This window comes from Variovorax sp. YR216 (assembly GCF_900107745.1).
Lineage (GTDB): Bacteria > Pseudomonadota > Gammaproteobacteria > Burkholderiales > Burkholderiaceae_C > Variovorax.
The window spans coordinates 58625-71445 of sequence record NZ_FNRO01000020.1 but is presented as its reverse complement, the minus strand read 5'-3'; the positions used below and the strand labels follow the sequence as shown (position 1 = coordinate 71445).

The 12821-nt window shown below is 64.2% G+C and carries 9 protein-coding genes; 4 read left to right on the top strand and 5 right to left on the bottom strand.

The window, feature by feature from the left end; genetic code table 11:
• The first annotated feature begins 166 nt into the window (after positions 1-166).
• Positions 167-712, top strand: a complete 546-nt coding sequence (locus tag BLW05_RS30580) for a hypothetical protein (RefSeq protein ID WP_093167774.1) — start codon at positions 167-169, stop codon at positions 710-712.
• Positions 713-1159: 447 nt separating this feature from the next.
• Here BLW05_RS30580 and BLW05_RS30570 read toward each other — a convergent pair whose 3' ends face one another.
• On the bottom strand, positions 1160-1342 hold the full coding sequence (locus BLW05_RS30570) for a hypothetical protein (protein WP_093167770.1): 183 nt from the start codon (positions 1340-1342) through the stop codon (positions 1160-1162).
• Positions 1343-2234: 892 nt separating this feature from the next.
• Between BLW05_RS30570 and BLW05_RS30560 the strand changes: the two genes are divergently transcribed.
• Together BLW05_RS30560 and BLW05_RS30555 are read left to right on the top strand one after the other, a co-directional pair.
• The gene (locus BLW05_RS30560) at positions 2235-2516 is read left to right on the top strand and encodes an HU family DNA-binding protein (RefSeq protein ID WP_093167766.1); all 282 of its coding nucleotides are present in this window, start codon (positions 2235-2237) and stop codon (positions 2514-2516) included.
• A 310-nt stretch (positions 2517-2826) separates the two neighbouring features.
• Entirely contained in the window at positions 2827-3042 is a 216-nt protein-coding gene (locus tag BLW05_RS30555; protein ID WP_093167764.1) for a hypothetical protein, read from the top strand.
• Positions 3043-3197: 155 nt separating this feature from the next.
• Here BLW05_RS30555 and BLW05_RS30550 read toward each other — a convergent pair whose 3' ends face one another.
• Positions 3198-4601: an eCIS core domain-containing protein gene (locus BLW05_RS30550; RefSeq protein WP_177142877.1), complete on the bottom strand. Its 1404-nt coding sequence runs from the start codon at positions 4599-4601 to the stop codon at positions 3198-3200.
• Positions 4602-5216: 615 nt separating this feature from the next.
• Entirely contained in the window at positions 5217-6362 is a 1146-nt protein-coding gene (locus BLW05_RS30545; RefSeq protein ID WP_177142876.1) for a DUF3095 domain-containing protein, read from the bottom strand.
• Positions 6363-6564: 202 nt separating this feature from the next.
• Between BLW05_RS30545 and BLW05_RS30540 the strand changes: the two genes are divergently transcribed.
• On the top strand, positions 6565-6948 hold the full coding sequence (locus BLW05_RS30540) for a dienelactone hydrolase family protein (RefSeq protein WP_093167758.1): 384 nt from the start codon (positions 6565-6567) through the stop codon (positions 6946-6948).
• 167 nt (positions 6949-7115) lie between these two features.
• Here the strand turns inward: BLW05_RS30540 and BLW05_RS30535 are convergent, their stop codons facing one another.
• Both BLW05_RS30535 and BLW05_RS30530 read right to left on the bottom strand, forming a co-directional pair.
• Positions 7116-8207 (bottom strand): NAD(P)/FAD-dependent oxidoreductase, encoded by a 1092-nt coding sequence (locus tag BLW05_RS30535; protein ID WP_093167756.1) that lies wholly within the window; start codon positions 8205-8207, stop codon positions 7116-7118.
• Positions 8204-12697, bottom strand: a complete 4494-nt coding sequence (locus BLW05_RS30530; RefSeq protein WP_093167754.1) for a LodA/GoxA family CTQ-dependent oxidase — start codon at positions 12695-12697, stop codon at positions 8204-8206. The genes BLW05_RS30535 and BLW05_RS30530 overlap by 4 nt, the downstream gene beginning before the upstream one ends.
• Positions 12698-12821: the final 124 nt, after the last annotated feature.

Here is a 12821-nt window from a genome sequence, read left to right as displayed (position 1 = left end):
GCACGATTCGATTCATCAACTGCGTCAAACAACATCCAGAACGGGCGCGCACCGTGCGAGTGATTCGAGCTCAGAAAGATTGAGAACTTATGAGTACCACCCATACGAAGATCCTGAAGCGGAGGACTTTTTTCTTTGGTCTCGTCGCACATCGAGGCTCGGCACTGTGACCGGCACAGATAGAAGCGGTCGCAAGGGCCAGACGGACAAACGCGAAGTCGAAATCGAGACGGTGCCACACAGTTTGGACAGTCAACCATCGGCCCAACCAGACGCCAAGACGTTCCTGGGCGCCGTGGTCAACTTCTTCCGCAGGAACGCTGACGTGGAGAGTCTCGGGTCGACAGTCGCCGCGGTTCCGGCACACCAGGGATCCGCGACGCCCCACTGCGAACAGATGGTGGTGAAGTCAGCCCTGTACAAGCACTGGAATGCGATCAAGGCCGATGGGATCACCGCCTCGCAGTTCATTGCGTTCCTGCAGCCTCTCGCTGACCTGGACGGCATCACAGTGTCGTACAGCTACAGCGACGGCGATGGCGTGGAGCACATCTACAACCGCAGGCGTGGCGAAGTAGGGCGTGCAGATCCACTGTCCCGAGCGATTCAGGAAAAGAAGCTTTCCAAGGAGAAGGCATTGAGTTTCGCCTTGAACGAAGAGGGCCGCGTGTGGATCGAGAGCAACTTCGTCGATCTCAATGATTTGAGATAACGGCCCGAGACCCGAATCGAAGCACCCAACAAGACTTTGCATGATTGTGTAGACGTGAGAGGGATTGCCGTCTCGATGGTTCTGCTGGCACTTGCCGAGCCCTGCGCTTCTGAGTCGAGCATCGGGACCAGAAGTGCCGCAGCCCACATCGCTTTCAGGGTGAACGTGCCACCTGTGCTCAAGGTTTTAGGAGTAACCCCTACGGTTGGCGGCCTCGAGTACCGGGTCTGGACGAACATGAAGTCGATCGTGATCGATGGCAAGGAGTATCGATTCACCCGGGTCGGCGAGGCGACCCTGTTAGTACCCTCCTCGGACGCGACCTTCATTGTTCATGGGTTATAGGGAAGGGATGATGTCGTGCAGGTTCGGTGACCGTCCGCAAACCGGTCGCGCGGAACGAGACCGTCGGACAGACTTGCTCACCGTATGAGTCCTAGTCGAGTTTCAGGCTGATGCGCTTTGCAAGCTGGCCCAGCTCTTGCCGGTGTCGCGCAGTTCCTTTTGCGTGGCGTCCGAGTCCAGATGCTCAGGGGTCACGGCGTTCGCCGCCATGGTTTCGATAACCTTCGGGATACGAAAAATCTCGTCGAAGGCCTTCGAGAACTTGACGCGAATGTCGTTCGGCACACCCGGGGCGTCTCGCGTCGCGGCAAGCCGGCAGTCATGAGGAGCCCCTGCGGATCGAAGTCGAAAGGCCCGAGCACCGGCCTGGTGTCAGTGGCCCAAAGGCGGCTGGCCGAATCGATACGAGATCAAGTGGGCCCGCCTCGGAATAGTACGAGAGCGCTTCGCCGCTTGAGGTACAGCTGCAGCCAGGCGTAGCGATGGATCCGTTGCGTCGGCTCCAGGTTCTCGCACAGACCAGCACCTCGTAGGGCGTCGCCAGCGCGTCCTTCCTCTCCATGGCGAGGAAGCTGCGGAACGGGCTGGCAATGCCCGACACACCGATGGTCACCACCGTCCCTCCGAGAGGCAGCCGTCGGCGCGATCAGAAGGCGCCCTCTGCCAACGACGGGGTGGATGTTGCAGTCGCGGCGATCAGGTGCGCCGCGAACGACACCGATGACGGCGCATTCGTCGGTCGGGCGATCGCGCTGTCGGTTCAGCGCGCGCGGCGTTCGACAGAAAATTGATGAGGGTCTTGGATGGGAAGGTCTCAGGGCGCAGTCGCCCAAAGTCACACCCGCTAGGGAAGGCCGCGCATTCGTTCGCGCTTTTCTTCCTCGTCAAAATGCGCCAAAGAGGGCTTGATGAGGTCGCTGCGGGACACAATTCTCACGAGCTCCAGCGACTGCGGATGACGTCGCTGGTCGACAGGGACCATCAATGGACGTTCGTAAAATTTGCGACCCGCCGGCGCAGATGGTCCGGTTGTGGCGCTGGGCTCGTGGGTCGATCGCAGCACGCGGATGGCCCTTTACAGTCTCACACGCGTCTACAGGGAACGTTGCTTTCGGTCAGTCTCTGAGAAGCTCAGATCAGGCTATCCTGCTCATCACTCTTTCAAAAGGACCTCAGTTTGAACAGGACCGAACTCATCGCCGCGATCGCCGCGGACACCAGCCTCAGCAAGGCCGATGCGGGCCGCATGCTCGATTCAGCACTTGAAAACCTGACGCGAGCTTTGGCACGTGGGGAAGTCGTGCAGCTGATCGGGTTTGGCAATTTCGCCGTGGCCAGCCGTGCTGAGCGCACCGGCCGCAATCCGTCGACCGGTGAGCCAATGACGATCAAAGCAAGCAAGGCGCCGAAATTCACGGCAGGCAAAGCATTGAAGGATGCTGTCAACGCCTCAGCGTAGGCGCTTCGGATCTGGGAATCGCGACATCTTCCTCTTACGGACGGTCCGGGGATCCGGTCGACGACTGGCCAACCGACAGAGCCAATGCCCGAGACGAAGGGCATCGCGGCATGCATCATGACGCCGAGCAGAAGCACCGGGGCGAACTGCATCAAGTAAATGCTCGCGCTCGATGAATCTTGTAGTGCGTAGATGGCACGCACGCTCCGGGTGGTTGCGTCTGGTTTCCCCGCGTCGTGCAATCCGTGCTGAGCCCGACAGTCTCTATTCGGCTAAGATTCGACGCACGCGACCCATATGGAGATGCCGGATGACGCTCAATGAATACACCGAAGCGGCAAATGCCATCTATATGGAGCAACAGAACATCACTCAAGAGCTTTCGAAGCTTGCTCTTTCGGCCCGGGCTTTGCCGACCGATCCGGAATTCTTGTCGTTGATGTCCAGGCAGTGGGAGTTGGTTCAGCGATTGGCCTCGCTGAACACACAGCTGATGCTCGGGATCATGGTGGTCCCCAAGGAATAGGGGTGACGATTGGCGATTGCGGGCGCGCCAAGGCAGCCTGACTGCCCAAGTCGACTTGCTCAGGCCGTATGTCCCCTCGATTGAGGAGGAAACATCGCAACAGCGTCACGCATGGGCCCCTCCGTTCGGCCGCACGGAATATTTGCATCCCCGCCTCAAGGCTTCTTTGAAAGCTCCCACGTGCCGACACCGCTGTCGGCGCTGCCGCGTCCCCATGTCCCCTTCAGCGCACCAGAGGTGCTGACGGTCCACACGCCCTTACCGCTGCCGCTGGGTTCGTGCCAGTCGAACCTGACCGTCGCGGTCACGGCTTTCGTGGCGGAATCGACGTCAAAGATCAGTTGCCCCTCGAGCGTGCCCTTGATCTTGTCGCCGGAGCTGCCGGTGTAGGTGTACGTTCCACCAACCGTGTGCGTCTCGTTGGTCTTCAGCCTGAAGCTCAGGAAGGAAATCGACTTGCCACCGGCATAGTCGTAGAAGCCCGTGAAGTCGCCAGTGACCCGCCCACGCCAGGCGGTGTCGTCCGATGGGCTGATGTAGGCCTCAAACACCGTGTTTGGATTGTCTGCATGGAACTTGCCGGCAGCGACCGTACCTCGTGGACTCGGTAGCGTCTTGCCGGCCTCGCGAACCGCGGCCTCCACGAACGTTGCGCAGTTGGCGGTCAACATGTTGTAGGCCGGCTGGGCAAAGCACCACTTCTGGGCGAAGGCGAGCGCCTTGCCGTACTCGGCCTGCGTGAGAACATACGGGATGCGCATGTCGATGCAGCTGGCGTGCGTCTGATCCGGATGCGCCATGCAGCCCGGGACTTCGGGCTTGAACTCGGTCGGCACCTGAAGCTTTTCCCGATAGTGGCCATAGGTATAGCGGTTCCCGTTCGATTCGGTGAACTCGACGAAAGCATGCCCCACGTCGGACGGTGTCAGGATCTCGGTGGCCTTCAGCACGTCCAGGTCCAAATTGGCGGTCAACGTCCAGCTCGTGGAAGGCGCGCTGTTCGGCGCCTTCATGTCGTCAGTGTTGTTGCAATCGCCGCGCGCCACGCAGGTCCACCCTCCACAGTGGTGGGGTTTCGCTGTGGGCCCCGAGCCGCCGCGCTGCAAGTGCTGCGGCCCGCGTGACCCCTGCGACTGCTGCACGACGTGCGTCAGTTCGTGCGCCAGCAGCCGACGTCCTTCGCTGGTCTGCGGCGCGAAGCGGCCGGCGCCGAACACGATGTCGTTTCCGAGTGTCCAGGCATGTGCTGCGAGATCCCGGGCCGACCGATCGGCCGCGGCGTCGGCATGCACTCGCACCTTCGAAAATTCGTGTCCGAAATGCCGTTCCATCTCGACGCGCAGCGATGGTTCGAGTGCGTGTCCGGTCCCTGAAAGTGCCTGGCCGACACTGGCCGGCATATGGCCGGCAGAACCCTTGGGCTGCTCCGAGAGGCGCTGGATGGCCCGCGGAGCGGGCGCAACCGACCCGGCGACCACGGCGTCGGCCACGCGGTCCGCCTCGCGCTCGTAGGCGTCATCAGCCGCACCCACCACGACGTGGCGCTGCAGGCCCGTCATGTGATCTCGTTCGCATGCATCGCAGGACCCACTCACTCCGGCCGTGCCGCCACAGGCGCACTTGCGCTGCACCAGTGCTGGCCGCGATAGAGCCCGCCCCGGCCAAGGCGCATTGGCGTACCCCGCCTTCGGGGCGTTGATCTTTGCGGCGTGCATGATCAGAAACGCGAGGTGGCCGTGATGGCCCTTTCACCATCAAATTCGGATTGTCGCGGTGCCTTGGGCGGTTGCGAAGCACCGGATTCAATTTCTTTCTGGTGACGGCAAATCTGTGATTGCGAGAGCAGGCATAAGGCAAACGGCTCGCGTGACCGGTATCTGTCTAGCACCATGGCGTACGAGATGCCGGAATTTAGCGCCCGAGGCTGCCAGCAACAGCGATGGTTTCCGCCGCGATCGGAAGAATCGAGATGCTGTTGGGCCCGTCCGGCGCCTCCATCCGCGGATCCAGCGACCCTGCCACACACGCATGGTGGTCTCCATGCTCCTCATGTCCGAGTAGGCAAGGCCAGAGTGGCCCCACGTCGTTGCAATGCGATGCACCCGCGTCTGCCTCGGCTCACGCGGCTTGTATTTCAGCACGGCCCGCCCCCGGCGGATGTACTCAGGATTCGATCACACCTTGAGGCTTTTGGATGCGCTGGTATAGCCGCCGCCTCCTCCGTCGACGAAGTGCACATGGAGACTGTCCGCCGGGGCCGTGACTAGGCAAGTCATGAGCGCTGTATCCGAGAGATGGATTCCGTAGCGAAGCCCTCGCGTCGACGCGGCATCGGCCAGGTACATCTTGATCGCGTCCACTGCGGCAAGCGGGCAATCAATCACGAAGCAGAGCGTCTCGTCGTGCATGCAGAAGTCGGTGTTAGTGACGATCTCGCTGCGATAGCGCTGGGGATCGAAGCCCCCGATGGGCTTTCCACACGCGAGGACAACGCGGGCCAACAGGGTTTCCGCGAGCACTCGCGCCGTCCATGCAAGCAGCGAACCGCCACGCCTGCGCGCCCGTGCTTCCAGCATGAAGCCCGTTGGCGGCCAGCGCGCGCGCAGCGTGTTCAAACTCACGGGGCGGATCTCGGCCTCTGGGCCGGCGAGTCTCAGGACTTCGCAGTAGATCTCGCGCAGGTCGGCGTTGCCGCGAACAATCATTGTCAACATCGTTCCCTGGCTCGAATGCAGCGTATCCCAGCGGCACGACAACCCCTCGAGGTCGACCGGCTCGCCGTCGTCCAATGCATCTGGGATGGCGGCGAGGCGCCCCAGCTCGGCATTTCCCCGACCCCGGACCGCATCTTCGAGGACCCGCACCCCTCCCCCGAGGAAGATGCCAAAGCTGTTTCCCGGGGTCGGCTCGAACCTGCCGACCAGAACGTCACAATCGAAGCGGCGAAGTGTTTCGACGGTGACCAGACCCACGCGCAACACGAGATCGAAGTCGCGCCTCGACTGCCCCCGGACACGCGCGAGTTCGGCGCGTGCCGCACCGACCTTCGATGGCGGCACCATCACGACCGCTCCGTCCCCGCCGAACAAAAACGGGATTCGCGTCGGCGCGCAAAGGTTGCGAAGACCCGCGATCCCCATGGCGGCCACGAAATTGACCGTCTTGTGACGTCCTCTCGCGACGGCGCCGGTCGAGTCGACGATGTCGGTGACCGCGAGTGCCCAGTCGTCCGGTGCTGGGCGAAAGCGGGTCACGTCGAAAGCGTCGCGCTCGCGCTCCAACAACGGCAGTGCGCCAAAGAACCCTTCAGAGGAGCTCAAGTGTTCAGCTGCACGCGAAGACATGGGCGTTGTACCGATCGCGGCCTCCGAGGCCGCCTGCAGCGCAAGTGTAGTAGTACGTTGCGAAGGCATCCCATCAGCTGGGCACGCGCTCATTCTCGCGCGTTGTTCCGATCTGGCTAAGCAACTGGTTGCAGGCCGTGGGCCATCTCAGTCGGGCGCCAACGCACGGTAGGCCGGCATGGGGTACTCGTTGAGTGGCGGAGTGGCGCTCGCGTCTGCCACGCGCATGCCGGAGCTGGTTGAAACGGTGGCGGTTTCCTACCCGCTGACCAACTTCATAAAAGATCCGGCCGAGTTTCTCGGCAAGATGAAGGTGCCGGTCCTGATGATGGCCGGCATAGCCGATACCTACAGGGACTGCTGTCTGATCGAAGAGACGCGCCAGCTCGAGCTGGCGTCCAAGGCCTCGTCACTTTCCTTGCTGACGCTGCATGAGTACGCGGGAGTTGGCCACGGTTTCAGCCTATCAAATGCACCGCCCAAGGACCAGGCAGCAGCCGCGGATGCCATGGTGCGGACGATCTCATGGCTGCGTCAGGGCCTACCGCCGACCACCCGGTGAGGAGTGCCGCGAGTGCCTGACCATTGCGGAAAATTTCAGGCCCGATGGCCTTGCCATCCGCCATCAGTGGACGTGCCGAACGTGTGCATGAATCAATGATGCGCATACGGATTTTGTCGGCGTGCTCGCGCCACACAGTTCGAGGGTCCCTTGTGGCTTCTTTGTAGTCATGCATCCGCCGCTGCGTGGCGACGGTGCCAGAACATCGATTTGGGCCAGCGGTGCTCATGAGCGTAGTAGACGCTACGCAGGGCCAGTGCGCGCCTGAAGTCGGCGCAGACCTCGGCGCCGTAGTACCGAAGCGCGGAGTCGTCACCGGCCAGGTTCGCACTGATGGCGTCAGCCGCGAGCCGCCCACTCGAAAGGGCCTTGAAGATACCCTGACCCGATAGCGGATCGTAGGAGGCGGCAGCATCGCCGACGGCCAACCACCCGGCGCCGCACATCGGCCACAAACAGGCGGTGTCGGCTGGTACGGAGTGCGGCGGGCTGTCGAGGACGTGTCCCTCGACAGCCTGCGCCACCTCCTCGGTCCGACCCAGTACGGACTCGAACTCGGACAGGCCGCGCGGGAGCAGGTCGCGGTCGGTCATGTAGCTGACGACGAGCCCGGCGTTGGGCAGACGTGCGCCGTACCACCAGCCGTCCTGCGCGGCTTCCAGCAGCATCACACCTGCCTCGGCGCGCTGGCGGGTCGGAAGCCGGTAGCGCGCGACGACCCCGATCAGGTGGTCGCGTGCCGTTCGCATCGCGCCTTGGCGGCGCGCGAACGAAGCGGCGCGGCCGCTGGCATCGACAACCAAGCGCGCGCGCAGTAGGTCACCGGCGATGCGCAGTGCCCAGATTCCGTGTCGGTCGAGTTCCGCCGATTGCAGTCGGGCCGGCTGAAGCAAAGTGGCGCCCGCCTTTGTCGCCTGCTCGAGCAGCATTGCGTCGAAGCGCGCGCGGTCGAGATGCCACCCGTTGCCGTAGGGGTCGAAGATGAACTCGCGCTCCTGGGGCTCCCTGCTGCCCCAGATCGAGCGGATCGCCACCGAAGGCAGCGGCCTCGACGCGACGAACGCGTCCCATACGCCCAGGGCGGCGAGCGGACGACAGGCGGCGGGTGGCAGGGTTTCGCCGACGCGCACTCGCGCGTTGCCGGCGCTTTCGATCAGCAGGCAACTGTGCCCGCGCTGGCGCAACGCCAGCGCGGTGGCGCAACCGGCCGGGCCGGCGCCGACCACGGCCACGTCGACGATCGGCGGCCGTCGCATCATTGATGGTCTTCGCGCTCGCGTTCCACGAAACGCGTGCCGTCCTTCACCACGAAGCCCAGCCGGTGCCAGGACTTGATCATGTCCTCCGGACCGCCGACGATGCCGCGGGTCCACTTCACCGGCGTGTCGCTATTGCCGACGAAGACATCGTCGGGCCGCTGCGCCGGCCACCACGCGAGCGGCTCCTCGAACTGGCAGTCGTTGAAGTCCGATTGCCACGGCACCGACATCTGCTGCGTCACATCGCCCGCCGACAGCGAGGCCTGCCAGAGCCTGAACGGCTCGGCGAAGGGAAATACATCACGCAAGGCCCAACCCGCCTCAATACCCGGGTAGAACGGCCCGCCGACACAGGTCTCAAGGGCCGCGCGGTCCAGCCCCTCTGGCGTGACCTCGGCCCCGGGCGCCGGCGGCCCATTCCAGTCATTGATGAAGTCGCCGTCCTTCCACTGTTCCAGTACGCGGTACTGGATGCGCGTGACAGGCTGATTCTGGGCCTCGTCCATGTCGGCCATCTCGCGCGGCGCAGCCCGCTCGTCGGCCTGCGAGCCATAGTGCTCCGACCATACCATCGGCATATCGCCGCCCGAGCCGTCGTTGGGGTTGCGCAAACGCTCGAATATTGCCGCGCGCACCGCGTCGGGCCCGGGGGGTGGAAGGACAGCGGCCAAGGTCCTGTGCGCCGAACCCGCCAGCGAACTGACCCACTTCATCTGCGTCACGCGAGCCAACACCGGGAAGATGTCGCGGGTGAAAGAGGGCTGCTCCGGCAGCGCAAAGCCGAGCTTGTCCACCGCGGTTTGCAGGAGAACGTCGTACAGCGTGCTGATGCTCTGGAAGGCAGGTGCGAACTTGGGGGGCCCGACGATGACCCATGCACCAACCGCATGCAGCGTCTGGTTGAGGCCATGCAGTTCCACCGTCGCGTTGACGGGGCCGTCGGACACATCGTCATGCCAACCGTCGTTATTGGCGAAGGTGGTGATCGGCGCATGCGAGGGTGACGCCGAATGGCCGAAGCCGCCAAGCACCAGCAGCCGGCCCTGTTCGTCGGTGCGGATCTCGCCGAGCGGCACCTTGGTGCCCAGGAAGCTTCCGCTGTCGAAGCTGGCCGATTGCGCGACCCCGCTGATCGAGCGGGGACCTGGGTCGATGACCAGCGTGTTGCGATCAGCAACGCTCTCGTTGCGCAACGACGTGTCCTGCTTGAGGCCCTCGAAGCGGGGCCCGGCCGCCTTCTTGTTGGCCAGGTGAGCGGTCCAGTGGATGGTGGCATCCTTCGCGTCCAGTTCCTGAACGAGTTTGCCGTGCTCGTCGTAGCCGAACAAGCGAAAGCGTGCGGCCTGGCGCTTCACGCGATGCTGCTTGTCCTTGTAACCGCCGGCCGGCGCCGTGCTGTCGCCGGGAACCTCCGGTCCGATAAAGAACTCGCTGGGGCTGTTGCCAACACGGGCGATGCCGATGGCCGGGTGGATCTTCACCGTGCGGATGGTCTCGAGCTTGGATTTCACGCGCAGCCAATGCGCGATCGACGGCACACCGGCCTGATTCACCGCGAACAGCATGTAGTAGCCCGGCGGCACCAGGTTCGGGTTGTCACTCAGGCGCGCGACGAGCTTGCACACGCCGCTGTGCTTGAACGCAATGTCAATCAGGCGCTGCTCGCTGTCGCACGAGTGCGTGGTGGCCATCGGCCGCACCAGGCTCAGCCACTTGATGTTCGCCGCGTCGGGAATGTGCAGGGTGAACGAATCGCCCAGCGTCAGATCGTCGGGCGCGCTCTCGATGCAGGGCCGCGGCCCTCGGAACAGGTATGGCGGGTGATAGACCTCGAGCCGCATCTCGTCGTTGCGCCGACTCGGGTTGGAGCCGGCTGTGAGCACGCGCGCGTCCGGCAGCAGTAGCGCGATCGAGTGGTACATGCGCGGCACGCGAGCGCGAGCGCCGGTGGTCCAGGTGTTGGCGACGGGGTCGTAGATCTCGGCTTCGGTCGAGGCGGTCAGCGCGTTCTCGGCGATGCCGCTGCCACCGGTCGCGACCACGGTGCGGTCGGGCAGGATGACCGCATTGACGTGGATGCGGTTGCGCAGCATCGATGGTGCGGCGACGTAGTGCGGACCGGGCGCATCGGTATCGATGACGTGGACCGCGTTGATGCTCGGACTGCCTCCGCCCATCACCATCACCTTCTGCGTCTGCGCCGGAGGCAGAAGCACGGTCGCGCCCTGGTCGCGCGCGCCGAAGTTGAAGCTGGCGGGAATGGCGGCCGCGGGCAGCGGCGTATAGGCACCGGTGGCCGGCGTCAGGAAACCGGGCAACACAGCCGAGCCGCCCAAGCGCATGCCCGAATGGAACACGCGGCCGTCGGCCAACAGGGTCAGGTGCGGGTACAGTGGCCAGCCGAATCCGGGCCCTGCCACCGACCAGCCGGTGGGGTTGCTATAGAGCTCATTCTCGGGGCTGCCGCCGCCCGAGGTGGCCATCACCCGACCGTCACCGAGCGTCATCAGCGCCGGGTACCAGCGGCCCCATTTCATGGGATGCACGAAGGTCCACTGCTCGGTGGCCGGGTCAAACAGCAAGGCAGTCTTCAGGCCGACGAATGGGTCGTAACGCTCGGTTCCGCCGGCCACCAGCAATCGCCCGTCGGGCAGGAACGACTGGCCGGCGCAGAACACATCGGCGGGTGTGGTCGGCATCGTCATGGTGCCGTTCTCGTAGTCGTAGACGGCGCTGCGGAAGCCCGTTGTGTAGAGCTCGTCGTTGCCGCTGCCGGCGAAGAACACGATCCTGCCGGTGTGCATCAACGCGGCGTGCACCGCGAGCACCGGAAGCTCGCAGGGAAGCAGCTCCCAGTAGCCTGTCTTTGCTACGGTCAGCGCATCCACCGGGCCTGTCGCAGGCACCACCACGGGTTCGAACGGGTGCTCGTGCACGAGCGCGTCCAGCGTGTGGGCATGCGGCTGCATCTGCACCACATGCTCGGGTACGCCCGCGGTGGCTGGCATGGCCATGACCATCGGATTGTCGCCGTGCGCCGAGGGTTGCTGCGGCGGCTTCGGGGGCAGAGGTTTGCGGCCCATGCAGCGCGTCAGGTCCACCGGTGTGCACTCGTTGTCGCAGCACCCCAGGGGCAGCACCAGTTGGGTCTGCTTGAGCACCGCGTCCGTGATCCAGATCTTCTGCTTCGCGCGAATCAAACCGACGAGGCCGGCCATCATGTGCTCTTCGACATGGCAGTGGAAGAGGAAGTCCGCGCACAGCTCCGTCAGGCACGCATCGGCGGGAGGGCAGCACTGCAGTTGCTCCAGCTCGCAGGGCAGGCGCAGGGCCGGCGGGACCTCGGTGTCGACAATGAAGGTCTCAACCGGGCTCAGCGCATGCACGTCGCTGGCGCCGCCAGGCGGCGACGGAATCTGCCAGCGCGACGCATGCGGGTGGAAGTTGTGCCACATGCTGCCGGTGTCGAGATTGAACAAGTACCAGCGGATCGTCTCACCCGAGTTGGCGCTGATGATCGGCGTGTTGCCGACGAAGGCGCGGCCGTTGAGGCAGAAGCTCGCCTTGCCGCCACCGCCCGAGAACACGATGTGCTGGTTGTCGCCGAAGTTGGTCCAGATCACCTCGGTGCCGGCGGTGATGGTGACGTCCGCCGGGGTGAACTTGTTGTCCTCGACCTTCACGTTCACCGCGGCAGTGGGCGCACCAGCCACCACGCGCACCCGCCCCGCCATGCTGGGCCCATGAATCCGGCAGATGTAGTCGGTGATCTGGTCGGCCACCAGGAACTTGAACTTGAACACGTCGCCGTGCGAGAGCATCGGGCTTTCGAACTGCACGCTACCGCTGGAGCCGGCCATCACGTGGAAGAACATCGGCACCTCGTGGTCAACACGCGCGGCGTGCGGGTCGCGCACGATGATTCCGCCCAGCAGCCCGCGGTTGATGTTCATTTGCACGTGCCGCACGTGGTCGTGGAAGGGCCACGCACCGATCATCTCGGCGCCGATGTCGAACACGTAGGTCCAGGTCTGGCCGGGCAGGATCTCGTCGCTGCGCCGCCCGTCCTTGGTCGCCACGCCACGCGGCCACGCGCCATCGGAGTCGATGCCGTAGCGCAGGCCGTGCACGTGCAGGCTGTGACAGTCGTGCGGGTCGGCATTGCGTACGTGGATACGCAGGCGCTCGCCGGGCTTGGCCCAGATCAGCGCGCTCGGGACGCGGCGGTCCCAAGGCGGCTCCGCGACGTCGGACGGCACCAGGGGCGCGGTGTTCGGCACGGTGTAGTCGGCGTCCAGGTACTCGCGATAGACCAGCGCGTCGACGCGCGCGTCGAGAATCTCCTCGGCGGGAATCCGGCCGAGCTCATGGCCATCGTTGAACTGGCAGTCGCGACCGTATCGCCGTGCGCACAGAAGTGGCGCAAGCGGACTGTAGTCAGGGAGGGGTTCGATTTGCAGGAAGATGTCGCGACTGACGCATGCGGACATGGCTCGCCCCCTGAAGGTAAAGATGCCTCATTTGAGACCCCCAGCGTGTGTGCAAACATCCTCAACATTGGGGGGGCGCATCCTCGCGAGCCTGGTACCCGGGCACAAAGGTCGCTACGGCCGC